The sequence below is a fragment of the Deltaproteobacteria bacterium genome (assembly GCA_016213065.1).
GTDB lineage: Bacteria > UBA10199 > UBA10199 > SPLOWO2-01-44-7 > SPLOWO2-01-44-7 > JACRBV01.
In genome coordinates this window covers 1-15809 of the sequence record JACRBV010000135.1, presented here as the reverse complement: position 1 = coordinate 15809, position 15809 = coordinate 1, and the positions used below count along the sequence as shown (strand labels likewise).

The following is a 15809-nucleotide window of genomic DNA, read 5'->3' as shown; positions in this document are numbered from 1 at the left end:
TGGCACTGACAGTGGAATTAATCACACCGATAGCGATGGAGAAGGAATTAAGATTCGCGATCCGAGAAGGTGGAAAGACAGTAGGAGCCGGAGTCGTAACGGAGATCATGGAATAATAATAATTGTGCTCATGTGCTCATGTGTTCCTGTTGACATGAGCACATAAACACATGAGCACGTGAACACAGGATTTATATGGCTAGAATAATTATTCAAATGGAATGCACAGAGTGTAAGAACAGGAATTATTCGACAACGAAGAATAAAACCACAACACCGGACCGTCTGGAGCTCAAGAAATTTTGCCCAACATGCCGGAAACACACTGTACATAAGGAGACGAAATAAAAGAAGCAGAGAGGCAGAGAAGCAAGAAGTATAGAAAAATCTTTGCCTCTTGTTTCTCTGTTTCTTGTTTCTTTGCTTCTGAATGCAGGCCAGACAGGACTTGAACCTGCAACACCCGGTTTTGGAGACCGGTACTCTACCAATTGAGCTACTGGCCTATTATAGTTAGGGGGAACGACTCGCCCCTTCGGGGCTCCTTCCCCCTAACAACCCTCTTACTCGGCGTGAGTAAATCACGCCTCGCAAGCGGACAGTTTAGAAAGAACAAAGGGGACTATGCCTAATTTAAGAAAATGGGTCAATTTAAGTTTTCTGATTTGCGGTGTTCTGGTTGGATTTTTATTTCGAGAAGCCTTTAGTTCTCTTTACGACTGGATCGGATGGCGGGTCTATGATTGGGTTTTAAGCCCGGCCGATTTGTCGGGTATTGCCGTTGGCTTTATTCTTTTTGTCGGGTTGGTTCGTTCTGAAAAGGCGACCAATTTTTTAACCGACGTTTTGGTTGAATTGAGTAAAGTCACTTGGCCCAATCGAAAAGAAACTCTTGTTTCAACCGGTGTTGTTTCCATTTTATTGGGCATTGCGGCGCTTTGTGTGACGCTTTTTGATTCCGTTTGGATGTGGATAACAGAAAAATTTTTGTATTAAAAAAAGGAATAAGGAAGAAATATGTCAAAAAACTGGTACGTTGTGCATACCTACTCGGGTTACGAGCAAAAGGCGAAACAGGCGCTGGAAGAACGCGTCAAATCGATGAAAGTCGCCGATTTTTTTGAGGAGATTCTGGTTCCTCAAGAAAATGTGGTGGAGGTCAAAAAAGGGGTTAAGAAAACCACAAGCCGGCAATTTTTCCCGGGTTATATCCTCGTTAAAATGGAGCTCAATGACAAAACATGGCATGTGGTTAAGGAAACCCCTCGAATCACGGGTTTTGTGGGAGGGAGTTTAAAACCCCCCGTTGTCCCGGATGAGGAGGTCAGAAGGATTTTGGGGCAGATTGAAGAGGGAACTTTAAAACCGAAACCAAAAGTATCATTTGACAAAGGGGAGAATATTCGCGTAATAAGCGGCCCTTTCACCAGTTTTTTGGGTCTTGTTGATGAAGTGAACGAAGACAAGGGTCGTTTGCGTGTGATGGTTAGTATTTTTGGCCGCTCTACACCCATCGAACTGGACTTCATACAGGTGGAGAAGGTGACTTAAGCCGCTTGCGGCTTAAGTCACCTTAAGCGAAGCGAAGGATCCATATATGGCAAAAAAAATCGTTACACAAATTAAATTACAATGTCCTGCAGGTGCCGCAAATCCAGCACCTCCGGTTGGTCCAGCACTGGGTCAACATGGTGTCAACATCATGGAGTTCTGCAAACAATTTAATGCAAGAACACAATCGCAAGCCGGTTTGATTATTCCGGTTGTGGTGACTGTCTATGCAGATCGTTCTTTCACCTTTATTACCAAGACGCCGCCGGCATCGATCCTTCTAATAAAAGCCGCCGGCATACAAAAGGGTTCCGGCGTTCCCAATAAAGACAAGGTGGGGAAGGTAACCAAAAAACAAGTCGAAGAAATTGCCAAACAAAAATTGCCCGATTTAAATTGTGATTCGTTGGAAAGTGCCATTCGTACCGTTGCAGGTACCGCACGCAGTATGGGGATAGAAGTAAAATAAAAAATCAAAAATCAAAAAGTAAAAATCAAAAATCAAAAAGCAAAGATAAAAAGCAAAAATAAAAAATTAGAAAGCAAAAATATGTCCAAAAGATATCAAAAAAGTCTGGAAGGGGTGGATTTGGCAAAGCGCTACGCATTGGAAGAGGCCGTTCAAATTCTCTCCAAAATGGCCAATGCTAAATTTGATGAATCCGTTGATATCGCCATTCGTCTTGGTGTTGACCCCAAACAGGCCGATCAAAATGTAAGAGGCGCTGTGGGTCTTCCCAATGGTCTTGGAAAAAAAGTCCGCGTGGCTGTTTTTGCAAGAGGGGAGAAAGCCTCTGAAGCTACTGCCGCCGGAGCCGATATTGTGGGCGGTGATGATTTGGTTGAAAAAGTTCAGGGAGGATTTGCCGATTTTGATAATACGGTAGCAACTCCTGATATGATGGGTCAGGTTGGAAAATTGGGAAAAATTTTGGGACCAAAAGGGTTGATGCCCAATCCGAAATTGGGAACCGTAACCATGGATGTGGCTCGAGCCGTCAAAGAATTGAAAGCCGGAAAAGTAGAATATCGTTTGGACAAGGCAGGCATTGTCCACGCCATTGTCGGCAAAAAATCTTTTCCTGTTCCAAAATTAAAAGAAAATATTCAAGTTCTGATGGATGCGCTCGTGAAGGTTAAGCCCTCCTCAGCAAAGGGAACGTATCTCCGTTCGGTTACGATTTCGTCAACCATGGGTCCCGGCATCAAGCTCGATCCAAACGAATTCATCGAGGGAGAATGACAAATGGAGAATTTCAGGAGTCAAAAAAAATGTCAAGACCCAGCTTTGCTGGGTCGCGAAACAATTTCGCAGAAATTGTGGAGTCAAAAGTCAAGGCCGGCTAAGCCGGCCGCGAAGCAAATCCGAAGGATTTGAGGAGTCATATGAATCGCGATCAAAAAACAAAAGAAGTGGAAGGATTAAAACAGCGTTTTGAAGCGGCTAAGGCGCTTATTTTCGCAGATAACAAAGGCCTTAAAGTTTCTGAAGTGACAGAACTCAGAAAGAAATTTCGCAGTCAGAAGGTTCAACTCAAAACAGCCAAAAATCGTCTCGTGAAGAAAGCATTGAAAGAGGCGGCAATCAGCGGAATTGATCAATTTTTTGAAGGACCCACGACGATTATTTCTTCAGAAACGGATCCCGTTTCGCCGGCAAAAATTTTGACCGACTTTGTAAAAGATCACGAAAAGTTGGTCATCAAAGGTGGTTATTTAGATGGAGAAATTTTAACGCTCGCAAAAATCAAGGCCTTGGCAGGGCTTCCCTCGAAAGAAGAACTGTATGCCAAACTGCTCGGTTGCCTGCAAAATCCAGCAAGACAACTTGTGTCGGTATTGGCGGCGGTGCCCAGAGGATTGGTGACTGCGGTTGATGCCATAGGAAAACGGAAAAGTTAATTCTGAGTACTTAGTTCTTGGTTCTTAGTTCTTAGTACCATAAACCAAGAACCAAGAACCAAGAACCAAGAACCAAGAACTAAGAACTAAGAACCAAGAACTAATAAGAACTAAGTACTTATAAACAGGAGGAAGTATGTCAACACAAGAACAAATTGTTGAGAGTCTCAAAAAAATGAGTCTCATTGAAGTCTCCGAGCTCGTAAAGAAACTCGAAGAGACTTTCGGCGTTTCCGCCGCGGCCCCCGTTGCCGTTGCCGGCGTTGCCGGTGGCGCAGGAGCCCCTGCCGCGGAAGAGCAAACCGAATTTACCGTGGTACTGAAAGAAGCGGGTGCCAACAAAATCGGTGTTATCAAGGAAGTTCGCGCCATTACCAACTTGGGATTGAAAGAGGCCAAAGATTTGGTCGAAGGAGCCCCCAAGACAGTTAAAGAAGGTGTGAACAAGGAAGAAGCGGCAAAAATCAAGAAACAACTTGAAGCCGCCGGCGCTAAGATAGAATTAAAATAATAAACAGGACCGAGGACTATGGACCATGGACCATGGACTTGGACGAGAGACTTTCTTTAAAGTCCCTAGTCCTTTGTCCCTAGTCCATGGTCCGTTTTTAAGGAGCATCCATGGCAAATCAATTTCCGATTCGTCGTTTTCGTAAAGATTTTTCCAAGCTCAAGCAGGTGGTCGATATTCCCAATCTGATCCAGATTCAAAAAAATTCTTTCATGCACTTTCTTCAAGCCGATACTCCGCCTGATCAGCGTCTTGATATCGGTTTGCAAGGAGTGTTCAAAAGTGTTTTCCCGATCAAGGATTATAACCAAACGGCTTCTCTCGAGTTTATCCAATACCAACTTGATAAGCCTAAATACGATGTTGCCGAATGCAGAACACGTGGCATGACTTTTGCCGCTCCTATCCGTGTTTTGGTGCGCTTGGTAGTTTTTAGTTTGGACGAAGAGACGAAGGTTCAGGCAATCCGCGACGTGAAAGAACAAGAAGTTTATTTCGGTGAAATTCCTCTGATGACCGAAAATGGAACCTTCATTGTTAATGGAACCGAGAGAGTTGTTGTAAGCCAATTGCATCGTTCTCCGGGAGTCTTTTTTGAACACGACAAAGGCAAAACACACTCCAGCGGTAAATTGCTATTTTCCGCCCGCATGATTCCGTATCGCGGCGCGTGGCTCGATTTTGAATTCGATGCCAAAGATATTGTCCATGTGCGTATTGACCGTCGTCGGAAATTCGCGGCAACTGTTTTGCTCCGTGCTTTGGGTTTCACCGAAGAAGATATCCTCAACTATTTTTACTATACCGAAATTGTTTCCTATGAAGGCAAACACTATACAAAGAATGCAGTCCATGAGGTGTTGATCCATCAAAGAGCCAGCAAAGATATCAAAGGTTCCGATGGAGAAGTCCTTGTACGCAAAGGACGCAAATTCACACTGCCGCTTCTTGAGAAATTGAAAAAAGGGAAAATCAAACACATTCCGATTGAGGAAGAAGAACTCGTTGGCCGTGTGGCGGCGCATGACATTATTGATAAAGCCACCGGCGAAGTGATGTTGGGAATGAATCAGGTTCTGACCGCGAAGGTGCTCGAAGATATTCGCCATCGTAAAATCAATGATCTGCCGCTTCTCTACATTGATGAAATTAATTACGGTCCTTATCTCCGCAACACCCTTTTGGTGGACAAAGTCAAAACCTGCGAAGAGTCGATGGCTGAAATTTACAAACGCCTTCGCCCGGGAGATCCTGCAACACCCGAAGCGGCGCTCGCTTTGTTTGAAAATCTGTTCTTCAATCCGGAACGCTATGATCTTTCCAAAGTCGGTCGTTTAAAGATCAATTACAAATTTGGATTTGATATTCCGCTGGAAGTCACCACGCTCCGCAAAGAAGATATTTTGGCGACCGTCAAATATCTGGTGCGCCTCAAAGACGGAGAAGGAGATATCGACGATATCGATCATCTCGGAAATCGTCGTGTCCGTTCTGTTGGCGAACTTTTGGAAAATCAGTATCGTGTGGGTTTGGTGCGTATGGATCGCGCGATCAAGGAAAGAATGAGTCTCCAAGATGTTGAGACCCTGATGCCGCATGATCTCATCAATTCCAAACCGGTTTCTGCCGTGATCAAGGAATTTTTTGGTTCTTCGCAGTTGTCCCAGTTTATGGATCAGACAAATCCGCTGGCCGAAATTACCCACAAACGCCGCCTCTCAGCACTGGGACCCGGTGGTTTGACTCGCGAGCGCGCGGGTTTTGAAGTTCGCGACGTTCATCCGACGCACTATGGCCGCATCTGCCCCATTGAAACGCCCGAAGGTCCAAACATCGGGTTGATTTCCTCATTGGCAACGTATGCCCGCGTGAACAATTACGGATTTATTGAAACACCGTACCGCAAAGTAACGAACGGCCATGTGACCGATGAGGTTCATTATTCTTCCGCTCTGGACGAGGCAAAACATTTGATTGCGCAGGCCAACGCGGCGGTGTCAAAAGACGGCCGTTTTTCAGCCGACATTGTTTCGTGCCGCAGTCACGGCGAATTTGTGACGAGTCTCGCGAAAGAAGTCACCCTGATGGACGTCTCTCCGCAACAGCTGGTTTCCATCGCCGCGGCTCTGATTCCCTTTCTGGAACACGACGACGCCAACCGTGCTTTGATGGGTTCCAACATGCAACGTCAAGCCGTTCCTCTTTTGAAAACCGAAGCCCCGCTTGTGGGAACCGGCATTGAGGCAATTGTCGCAAGAGATTCCGGTGTGACAACCGTTGCCAAAAGAGATGGTACCGTTGTGGAGTGCGATGCAAATCGAATCGTTATTCAGTCTGACAAAACAGACAAAGACAAAAACTCGGATCTCGATGTTTACAACCTTATTAAATACCAGCGTTCTAATCAGAACACCTGCATCAACCAGCGCCCCATTGTAGCCAAAGGGGATAAAATCAGAAAAGGGGATGTAATTTCGGACGGCCCCGCCACCGAAGAGGGGGAATTGGCGCTGGGCTCCAATGTGCTCGTGGCTTTCATGCCATGGGGCGGCTACAATTTTGAAGATTCCATTTTGGTCAACGAACGTTTGGTGAAGGAAGATGTTTTCACCTCCATTCATATTGAAGAATTTGAATGCGCCGCCCGCGACACCAAACTTGGAAAAGAAGATATCACCCGCGATATTCCCAACGTCGGCGAAGAAGCCCTCAAAAATCTTGATGAAGGGGGTATTGTTCGCATCGGTGCCGAAGTGAAACCCGACGATATTTTGGTCGGAAAAATCACACCCAAAGGCGAGACGCAACTTTCTCCCGAAGAGAGACTGCTTCGCGCCATCTTTGGTGAAAAGGCCGGCGATGTGAAAGATACTTCAATGCACGTCCCTCCCGGTGTTTCGGGAATTGTTATTAACACACAGGTTTTTTCACGCGAAGGGACCGATCTGGATAATCGCGCCAAGGAAATGCAGGATGAAGAAAGCATCAAGATCAATCAGGAGATGGATGGCGAAGTCAGCAGAGTACGTGATGCCGCCAAGAAAAAAATCAAAAACATCCTTGTTGGAAAAGTTTCCACCTCCAAAGTAACCGACGAAGAAGGTGAAGTGACTCTTCTGGCGAAAGGAAAAAACATCACCGAAGCCGGGCTTGAAAAAGTCCCGTTTGAAAAATGGGCTGAAATTTCGGTGGATGATGAAAATCTGGAAGAGCAGGTTCAGGAAATTATTGAAGGTGTTGAAGAGCAGGTGGATATGGTTCGCATGATGTTCGACCAAAAGATGAACCGCCTCAAGAGTGGAGACGAATTGCCACCGGGAGTCATCAAACTGGTGAAAGTTTATGTTGCTATCAAACGTAAACTCTCGGTCGGTGACAAGATGGCCGGACGTCACGGAAATAAAGGCGTGATCTCCCGAATTCTTCCCGCTGAAGATATGCCCTACATGGTCGATGGTCGTCCCGTGGATGTTGTGTTGAATCCCTTGGGCGTTCCTTCACGTATGAACGTGGGACAAATTCTTGAAATTCATTTGGGTTGGGCCGCTAGAGGTCTTGGCGAAAAAATCGGCCGTCTTTTGGAAGGCGCCTTGGATCGTGAAGGCTTGGCAAAACAACTCAAGAAAATTTACGATTCTCCCAAAGTTGACAACTTTGTGGAAAAGGCCACCGTAGAACAACTGCAAGTCTTGGCCAAAAAATTAAGCCGTGGCGTACCGATGCAGACTCCCGTTTTTGACGGTGCCACGGAAACAGAAGTGAAAAGCTGTCTCAAAGAAGCAGGTCTTCATCTTTCAGGTCAGGTCACTCTTTTCGACGGAAAAACAGGCGAAGTGTTCGACAGTCCTGTCACGGTGGGGATCATGTATATTTTGAAACTCCATCATTTGGTTGACGACAAGATTCACGCGCGCTCCATCGGACCTTACTCTCTGGTGACACAACAACCACTCGGAGGAAAAGCACAGTTTGGTGGTCAGAGATTGGGAGAAATGGAAGTCTGGGCGCTCCAAGCATATGGAGCCGCCTACTGCTTGCAGGAATTTTTGACCGTCAAATCCGACGACGTAATTGGTCGTACGCGCATGTATGAATCGATTGTGAAGGGAGAAAAAATCCTGGAACCGGGACTCCCCGAATCATTCAACGTGTTGCTTAAGGAATTAATGGCTTTGGGACTCGATGTAGAGTTGATGGAGACCCAGCAGGATGCACGGCAGATACATTAAACAGACTATGGACCATGGACTAGGGACCATGGACCTGAATGAAAGGATTTCAATATGGTTGACGTTTATAATTTTTTTGAAAAACCGAAAAACCCTCTGTGTTTTGAAGGCATTCGAATCCGGCTTTCTTCCACGGAAAAGATAAGAGGCTGGTCTCATGGAGAGGTAAAAAAACCCGAGACCATCAATTATCGTACATTCAAACCGGAACGCGACGGTTTGTTCTGCGCCAAAATTTTTGGTCCTGTCAAAGATTACGAATGTAACTGCGGAAAATATAAACGCATGAAACACCGTGGCATCGTCTGCGAAAAATGCGGTGTGGAAGTGATTCAATCCAAAGTTCGCAGAGAAAGAATGGGGCACATCACTTTGGCAACGCCGGTGGCTCATATCTGGTTTTTGAAAAGTCTTCCATCCCGTATCGGTTTGATGCTCGATATCAGTCTCAAAGAATTGGAAAGAGTTTTGTATTGCGAAGCCTACATGGTCATTGATCCGTGTAATACCACTCTTGTTGAAAGAGAAATCCTTTCGGAAGACCGTTACCAGAAATCTCTCGTGGAATTTGGTCACACCTTCACCGTTGGAATGGGCGGCGAGGTGATTCGGGATATGCTCAAAAAAGTTGATATTGATGAACTCTCCAAAAAATTGCGCCGCGACCTGAAGAAAACAAAATCCGTTGCGATCAGCAAAAAATTGGCAAAACGTTTGAAATTGGTGGAGCAGTTTCGCGAATCGGCAAACCATCCTGAATGGATGATGCTCGAAGTGGTTCCGGTATTGCCTCCTGATTTGCGTCCTTTGGTTCCTCTTGACGGAGGCCGTTTTGCCACTTCCGATTTGAATGATTTATACCGCCGCGTGATCAACCGAAACAATCGTTTGAAACGTTTGATGGAATTAAACGCTCCCGACATCATCATCCGCAATGAAAAGCGCATGCTTCAGGAATCAGTTGATGCGTTGTTTGACAACGGCCGCCGTGCACGACCGTTTGTCGGTTCCAACAAACGCCCGCTTCGTTCCCTGTCCGATATGCTCAAAGGAAAGCAGGGACGTTTCCGTCAGAACTTGCTCGGAAAACGTGTCGATTATTCGGGTCGTTCCGTCATCGTGGTGGGTCCTGAATTGAAATTGCATCAATGTGGTTTGCCAAAAACAATGGCACTCGAAATGTTCAAACCTTTTGTTTACCAGAAATTGGAAGAACGCGGTTTGGCAACAACGATCAAAAGTGCAAAACGTCTTGTGGAAGCGGAAGTTCCGGAAGTTTGGGATTGTCTGGACGAGTTAATCAAAGAACATCCCGTCCTGCTCAACCGTGCGCCAACTTTGCACCGTCTGGGTATTCAGGCTTTTGAACCAATCTTAATTGAAGGAAAAGCCATTCAATTGCATCCGCTCGTTTGCACTGCCTTCAACGCCGACTTTGACGGAGATCAGATGGCCGTTCACGTTCCGCTCTCGGTGGAAGCTCAAGTCGAAGCGCGTGTGTTGATGATGTCAACCAATAATATTTTGTCTCCCGCCAGTGGAAAGCCGATTATCGTTCCCACACAGGACATGGTTTTGGGTCTCTATTACATGACGCGTGAGCGCATGTTCGCGAAGGGCGAGGGAAAACTTTTTGCCTCTCCCGAAGAAGTGCGCATTGCTTTTGATGCAGGCGTTGTGGATCTTCAGGCCAAAATCCGTTGCCGTATCGGCGGAAAAATTTTCGAAACAACAACCGGCCGTGTTCTTCTTAATGAAGTGATGCCTGCCGTTATCGGTTTTGAAACGATCAACAAGGTCATGGATAAAAAAGCCATCGCCGATTTGATTGACCAATGTTATCGCCTCTGCAGAGACAAAGAAACCGTCTTGCTGGCCGATGGACTTCGAAGTCTTGGATTTAAATATTCCACCAAGGCCGGCATCTCGATTTGTCTGGACGACATGTTGATTCCCGCCGACAAACAAAAACTTCTAGACAAAGCCTATGTTGAAGTGCGTGAGGTCGAAGAACAATACACAGAAGGTCTCATCACCGCGGGCGAAAAATATAACAAGGTGGTTGATATCTGGGCGCAGGCTACTGAAGGAATCGCTGAAAAAATGATGGATGGTCTCGAACACGAAGTGGTGATCGGACACAATGGAGAAAAGAAAGAACAACTTTCTTTCAACCCAGTCTTCATTATGGCCGACTCCGGCGCCAGAGGTTCTGCCCAGCAGATGCGTCAGCTGGCCGGTATGCGCGGTTTGATGGCAAAACCCTCCGGCGAAATTATTGAAACTCCAATTACCGCCAATTTCCGCGAAGGTTTGAATGTGTTGCAATATTTTATTTCCACACACGGAGCCAGAAAAGGTTTGGCTGACACCGCATTGAAAACCGCCAACTCCGGTTATCTAACTCGTCGTTTGGTTGATGTGGCGCAAGATAGCGTCATTAACAGTTTGGACTGCGGCTCTCTTGACGGACTCGAAGTACAAGCCCTCATTGAAGGAGGAGAAGTCATCGAACGTCTCGGAGATCGCGTGTTGGGTCGCGTGGTGTTGGAAGACGTTGTTGATCCCTTTACAGGAGAAGTCTTGGTTAAAGATGCGGAAGAAGTGACGGAAGAGGGAATGAAAAAAATCGAAGACGCCGGAGTGGAAAAAGTTAAAATCCGTTCCGTGTTAACTTGCAGGTGTCGCACGGGTCTTTGCATAAAATGTTACGGACGTGATTTGGCAAGAGGAGACCTTGTCTCCATCGGTGAAGCGGTCGGTGTTATTGCCGCGCAAGCGATCGGGGAACCCGGAACTCAGCTTACCATGAGAACCTTTCATATCGGTGGAACTGCTTCCAGACGTGTTGAACAATCGAACCTTGAGTGCCGGCACGCGGGAACCATTCATTTCCATAATGAAAAAACAATTGTAAATAAAGACGGACAATTAATTGTGATGAATCGCAATGCCGAAGTTGCAATTGCCGACGAAGAGGGAAGAGAGCGCGAACGTTATCGTTTAATTTACGGAGCTGTTTTAAAAGTGAAGAAGGGGGACAAAGTAAAAATCGGAACCCTTCTTGCCGAATGGGACCCTTACGCAACGCCGATTTTATCGGAAGTTGCCGGTACCATTGTCTATCAGGATTTGGCCGAGGGAAATTCTTTCCGCGAACAAGTTGACGAAGTGACGGGTCTCGTTACCAAAGTGGTGACTGCCCCCAAACGTGCCGATGCGCGTCCCAGAATTATTGTGAAGGAATCAAATGGCAAAGAGGAAGCAACCTACCTGTTGCCCGTCGGTGCCATTATCACCATTGGAAACGGGGAAGAGGTGAAGGCCGGAGATGCGCTTGCCAAGATGCCGCGCGAAACAACGAAGACAAAAGACATCACCGGAGGTTTGCCGCGTGTGGCTGAATTATTCGAAGCAAGAAAACCAAAAGAATATGCCGTCATCAGCGAAATTGATGGAACCGTTTCTTTCGGAAAAGACACTAAGGGAAAACGAAAGGTTGTTGTGACCCCCGAAGTGGGAGAGGCAATGGAATATTTAATTCCAAAAGGAAAACATATTGCCGTGCACGCAGGGGATTATGTCCGGGCCGGCGAAGCTTTAATGGATGGTTCGAGCAACCCGCACGATATTCTCAAAGTTATGGGTGAAAAAGCGTTGGCCAAATATCTGGTCGATGAAACGCAGGAAGTGTATCGTCTGCAAGGCGTGAAAATTAACGATAAACATATCGAAGTGATTGTGCGGCAAATGTTGAAACGTGTTCGCATCATTGAAGCGGGAGATAGCGAATGGTTGGCTGATGAACATGTGGAAAAATGGGAATTTGAAGAGGCGAATGAAAAAATCCGGGCCAAAGGTGGAACGCCCGCAACAGCGGAAGCTTTACTCTTGGGTATTACAAAAGCCTCTTTGTCGACTGACAGTTTTGTTTCAGCCGCCTCCTTCCAAGAGACCACCAAGGTTCTTACGGAAGCCGCGGTTTCAGGACGCGTCGATCATCTCAAAGGTTTGAAAGAAAACGTGATTATGGGTCGTCCGATTCCAGCCGGTACCGGTTTGAAACGTTACCAAGATGAAGTTGTCGAGGTGGAAGAGCAGGCCAGTGGATCCGCCATTGAATCGAGAGACCTCGATTTGCAAAGTATTGCGGGTTAAGTCTTGACGGCCATTGGTGTTTTTGTTACGGTCCCGCCACTTTTGGCAATAGTTTGGATGATTTGTTATAAGTGTTTGTATTTAAAAGTTTAATTAGCGAGCAGAGCGAGCGAGAGGGGGAGGCTCCAATGGCTTTGCCGGTGGAGGGGGCGACGTGAGCCCCTATAAATAGATATGCCAACAATTAATCAACTGGTTCGGTTGGGAAGACAAAAAGTGCGATTCCGCACAACGGCACCGGCTTTGCAATGTTGTCCGCAACGCCGTGGCGTTTGCGTTCGTGTTTATACAACCACTCCCAAAAAACCAAACTCGGCTCTTCGTAAAGTCGCTCGTATCCGTTTGAGCAATGCTCTCGAAGTAACCGGTTACATTCCGGGAGAAGGGCATAACTTGCAAGAGCACTCCGTTGTTTTAGTACGCGGAGGCCGAGTGAAAGATTTGCCCGGGGTTCGTTATCACATTGTGCGTGGAACATTAGATACCCTCGGTGTTGAAAACAGAAAACAGAGTCGTTCCAAATACGGAGCAAAAAAACCGAAGTAGGGAGTGGTTCTTAGTTCTTGGTACTTGGTTCTTAGTACCAAAAACCAAGAACCAAGAACCAAGAACCAAGAACCAAGAACCAAGAACTAATTTATGCCAAGAAAAAAACGTGTTTCATTAAAAAGAGATATTGAAGCGGATTTGAAGTTTCACGATAAAATCATTTCCAAACTGATCAATCGTTTGATGTGGCAGGGACAAAAGAAAAAAGCCCAGACGATTGTTTATGAAGCCTTTGAAATTGTGAAACAGAAAAAGGGACAAGAGCCTTTGGAATTATTCAAAAAGGCCATGGAAAATATCAAACCGGTCATGGAAGTTCGCTCTCGTCGTGTTGGTGGTGCCAACTATCAGGTTCCGGTTGAAGTGAGACCTGAAAGAAAACTCTCGCTCGGTTTGAAGTGGTTGGTGGATGCTTGCAGAAGCCGTGGTGAGAAAACAATGTCTGAAAGATTGGCCGTTGAAATTATGGAAGCATCGGAAAACAGAGGCGCCGCCATGAAGAAGAAGGAAGATACACATAAAATGGCGGAGGCTAATCGTGCTTTTTCTCATTACCGTTGGTAATGGTTGCTCTTTGACAATATGAGTCGTTCCGTTGAAAATTTAAGAGAGACGCGAAACATAGGTATTATTGCCCATATTGACGCGGGCAAAACCACCTGTACTGAGCGAATTCTTTTTTATACCGGCATTACTTACAAGATCGGAGAAGTTCATGAAGGCACTGCCGTCATGGACTGGATGGAACAGGAGCAGGAGCGGGGAATTACGATTACCGCCGCCGCTACAACCTGTTTTTGGAAAGGGACCCGAATCAACATTATCGATACTCCGGGTCACGTCGATTTTACGATTGAAGTGGAGCGGAGTCTCAGGGTGCTTGATGGTGCTGTCGGTATTTTCGATTCGGTAGCAGGTGTTGAACCCCAGTCCGAAACAGTGTGGCGTCAAGCCAACCATTATCATGTTCCCAAAATAGCTTTCATTAATAAGATGGATCGCACCGGAGCCAATTTTTTTATGTGCGTTGACATGATGGTAGACCGTCTTAAAGCGAATCCGATTCCCTTCCAACTTCCGTGGGGAAAGGAAGACCAGTTTCAGGGAGTTATTGATCTCTGGACAATGAAGGGAATCCGCTATGAGGAAGAGTCGATGGGTTCTAAGTTTGAGGTTGTCGATATCCCCGAGGAATATAAAGAAGAGGCAAAAGCGTATCGTGAAAAGTTGATTGAAGCGGTGGTAGAGGGTGATGATACGCTCCTACATAAATATCTCGAAGGTAAAGCATTAACTGACGAGGAATTTAAAAAAGCGGCAAGACAAGCAACCCTCTCCATGAGAATTACCCCCGTTTTTTGTGGGGCCGCATTCAAGAACAAAGGTGTTCAGCCATTACTTGATGCGATTGTGGATCTGCTCCCTTCTCCGCTGGATCTCCCGCCTATTGAAGGAACCTCTCCGGATAATCCCGATAAAAAATTGACAAGAGAAGCAAATCCTGCAGGACCGTTTGCTGGCTTGGCTTTCAAAATCATGACAGATTCTTTTGTCGGACAGTTGACTTTCTTCAGAGTTTATTCCGGCAAAATGGCTTCGGGTTCTTATGTAACCAATGCGAGCAAAGGAAAGAGAGAACGTATTGGACGTCTTTTAAGAATGCATGCCAATAAACGGGAAGAAATTAAAGAGGTGGCCGCAGGAGATATCGCCGCGGCAGTTGGCCTAAAATATACAACCACGGGAGATACCCTTTGCGCTGAAGATAAACAAATTCTTTTGGAATCCATTCAATTTCCGGATCCAGTTATTTCGGTGGCTGTTGAACCAAAATCCAAGGTTGATGAAGAAAAATTAGGCGAATCCTTGGCGAGATTGGCATTGGAAGACCCTTCTTTTAGAGTCAAGGTAGATCACGAAACGGGGCAAACGATCCTCTCTGGAATGGGTGAACTCCATCTAGAGATTATTGTGGATCGATTACTCCGTGAATTTAAAGTGGCCGCCAATGTAGGAAAACCTCAAGTAGCCTATAAAGAAACAATCACTAAGAATACGGAAATTGAAGGAAAATATATCCGTCAAAGTGGAGGGCGTGGTCAATATGGACATGTCTGGCTTCGCTTAGAACCTCTAGAACGGGGCAAAGGGTTCGAATTCGTTGACAAGATTGCCGGAGGTGCCATTCCTAAAGAATTTATCTCTTCGGTTCGCAAAGGGGTTGAAGAATCTCTGGATCGTGGTGCTTTGGCGGGTTTTCCACTCTTGGATTTAAGAGTCACACTTTTTGACGGCTCTTTCCACGAAGTTGATTCCTCCGAAATGGCTTTCAAGATTGCCGCTTCCATGGCTTTAAGAGATGGAGCAAAAAATGCGGGTGCCTGTTTACTTGAACCGATTATGTCGGTTGAGGTGGTGACACCCGAAGAATTTGTAGGAACTGTAACTGGGGACTTGAATTCTAGACGAGGTCGTATTAGCAAAAGCGAAATTCGTTCCGGTTCTCAAGTTATAGGAGCAGAAATACCGCTCGCAAATATGTTTGGTTTCGCAACGGATTTACGGTCGTTAACACAAGGAAGAGCGAATTACACAATGCAGTTTGCGTGTTATGAAATCGCACCAAAAAATGTAACAGAAGAAATTATTAAAAAATCACAGGGAGCGTGAGAAGAGGACCATGGACAAGGGACCATGGACATACAATAAAACGAAGTCTTTGGTCCATGGTCAATAGTCCATTGTCCGTGGTCCTACCCAGGAGGGAATATGAGCAAAGCAAAATTTGAGAGGACGAAACCACACGTGAACGTAGGGACAATCGGACACGTGGATCATGGTAAGACAACACTGACCGCGGCAATCACGAAGTATTTGTCAACAAAAGGACAGGCGAGTTTTGTGGCGTA

Annotated in this window: 14 protein-coding genes and 1 tRNA gene; 14 read left to right on the top strand and 1 reads right to left on the bottom strand. The window is 46.0% G+C overall.

Features of this window, described 5'->3' with window-relative positions; translation table 11 throughout:
• Both HY877_07860 and rpmG read left to right on the top strand, forming a co-directional pair.
• A partial coding sequence (locus tag HY877_07860) for a hypothetical protein (GenBank protein MBI5300186.1) occupies positions 1-116 on the top strand: 116 nt, incomplete at its 5' end.
• Between the two features lie 79 nt (positions 117-195).
• Positions 196-348: a 50S ribosomal protein L33 gene (gene rpmG / locus HY877_07855; GenBank protein MBI5300185.1), complete on the top strand. Its 153-nt coding sequence runs from the start codon at positions 196-198 to the stop codon at positions 346-348.
• An 85-nt stretch (positions 349-433) separates the two neighbouring features.
• On the opposite strand, the gene HY877_07850 is transcribed toward rpmG, so the two are convergent.
• Positions 434-506, bottom strand: a tRNA-Trp gene (locus tag HY877_07850).
• A gap of 118 nt (positions 507-624) precedes the next feature.
• On the opposite strand from HY877_07850, the gene secE reads away from it, so the two are divergent.
• The 12 genes from secE to tuf all read left to right on the top strand — a co-directional run.
• Complete coding sequence (gene secE, locus HY877_07845) at positions 625-996, top strand: preprotein translocase subunit SecE (GenBank protein MBI5300184.1); 372 nt, start codon at positions 625-627, stop codon at positions 994-996.
• A 21-nt stretch (positions 997-1017) separates the two neighbouring features.
• Entirely contained in the window at positions 1018-1551 is a 534-nt protein-coding gene (nusG, locus tag HY877_07840; GenBank protein ID MBI5300183.1) for a transcription termination/antitermination protein NusG, read from the top strand.
• A gap of 46 nt (positions 1552-1597) precedes the next feature.
• On the top strand, positions 1598-2020 hold the full coding sequence (gene rplK / locus HY877_07835) for a 50S ribosomal protein L11 (GenBank protein MBI5300182.1): 423 nt from the start codon (positions 1598-1600) through the stop codon (positions 2018-2020).
• Positions 2021-2101: 81 nt separating this feature from the next.
• Positions 2102-2794 carry a 50S ribosomal protein L1 gene (locus HY877_07830; protein ID MBI5300181.1) on the top strand — a complete coding sequence of 231 codons (693 nt, stop codon included), beginning with the start codon at positions 2102-2104 and terminating at the stop codon, positions 2792-2794.
• A 143-nt stretch (positions 2795-2937) separates the two neighbouring features.
• Entirely contained in the window at positions 2938-3453 is a 516-nt protein-coding gene (rplJ, locus tag HY877_07825) for a 50S ribosomal protein L10 (GenBank protein ID MBI5300180.1), read from the top strand.
• Between the two features lie 136 nt (positions 3454-3589).
• Positions 3590-3964: a 50S ribosomal protein L7/L12 gene (gene rplL, locus HY877_07820; GenBank protein MBI5300179.1), complete on the top strand. Its 375-nt coding sequence runs from the start codon at positions 3590-3592 to the stop codon at positions 3962-3964.
• A 110-nt stretch (positions 3965-4074) separates the two neighbouring features.
• Positions 4075-8193 (top strand): DNA-directed RNA polymerase subunit beta, encoded by a 4119-nt coding sequence (gene rpoB / locus HY877_07815; protein MBI5300178.1) that lies wholly within the window; start codon positions 4075-4077, stop codon positions 8191-8193.
• A gap of 54 nt (positions 8194-8247) precedes the next feature.
• A complete protein-coding gene (rpoC, locus tag HY877_07810) occupies positions 8248-12351 on the top strand; it encodes a DNA-directed RNA polymerase subunit beta' (protein ID MBI5300177.1) in 4104 nt (1367 codons plus the stop codon).
• Positions 12352-12525: 174 nt separating this feature from the next.
• Positions 12526-12897, top strand: a complete 372-nt coding sequence (locus HY877_07805) for a 30S ribosomal protein S12 (protein MBI5300176.1) — start codon at positions 12526-12528, stop codon at positions 12895-12897.
• Positions 12898-12990: 93 nt separating this feature from the next.
• Entirely contained in the window at positions 12991-13464 is a 474-nt protein-coding gene (gene rpsG / locus HY877_07800) for a 30S ribosomal protein S7 (protein MBI5300175.1), read from the top strand.
• Between the two features lie 18 nt (positions 13465-13482).
• Positions 13483-15570 carry an elongation factor G gene (fusA, locus tag HY877_07795; GenBank protein ID MBI5300174.1) on the top strand — a complete coding sequence of 696 codons (2088 nt, stop codon included), beginning with the start codon at positions 13483-13485 and terminating at the stop codon, positions 15568-15570.
• 99 nt (positions 15571-15669) lie between these two features.
• On the top strand, positions 15670-15809 hold a 140-nt coding region (gene tuf, locus HY877_07790; protein MBI5300173.1), incomplete at its 3' end, for an elongation factor Tu.

Coding starts and splice junctions, on each gene's coding strand:
- rpmG (MBI5300185.1), top strand. CDS start 196: ATGGCTAGAATAATTATTCAAATGGAATGCACAGAGTGTAAGAACAGG.
- secE (MBI5300184.1), top strand. CDS start 625: ATGCCTAATTTAAGAAAATGGGTCAATTTAAGTTTTCTGATTTGCGGT.
- nusG (MBI5300183.1), top strand. CDS start 1,018: ATGTCAAAAAACTGGTACGTTGTGCATACCTACTCGGGTTACGAGCAA.
- rplK (MBI5300182.1), top strand. CDS start 1,598: ATGGCAAAAAAAATCGTTACACAAATTAAATTACAATGTCCTGCAGGT.
- HY877_07830 (MBI5300181.1), top strand. CDS start 2,102: ATGTCCAAAAGATATCAAAAAAGTCTGGAAGGGGTGGATTTGGCAAAG.
- rplJ (MBI5300180.1), top strand. CDS start 2,938: ATGAATCGCGATCAAAAAACAAAAGAAGTGGAAGGATTAAAACAGCGT.
- rplL (MBI5300179.1), top strand. CDS start 3,590: ATGTCAACACAAGAACAAATTGTTGAGAGTCTCAAAAAAATGAGTCTC.
- rpoB (MBI5300178.1), top strand. CDS start 4,075: ATGGCAAATCAATTTCCGATTCGTCGTTTTCGTAAAGATTTTTCCAAG.
- rpoC (MBI5300177.1), top strand. CDS start 8,248: ATGGTTGACGTTTATAATTTTTTTGAAAAACCGAAAAACCCTCTGTGT.
- HY877_07805 (MBI5300176.1), top strand. CDS start 12,526: ATGCCAACAATTAATCAACTGGTTCGGTTGGGAAGACAAAAAGTGCGA.
- rpsG (MBI5300175.1), top strand. CDS start 12,991: ATGCCAAGAAAAAAACGTGTTTCATTAAAAAGAGATATTGAAGCGGAT.
- fusA (MBI5300174.1), top strand. CDS start 13,483: ATGAGTCGTTCCGTTGAAAATTTAAGAGAGACGCGAAACATAGGTATT.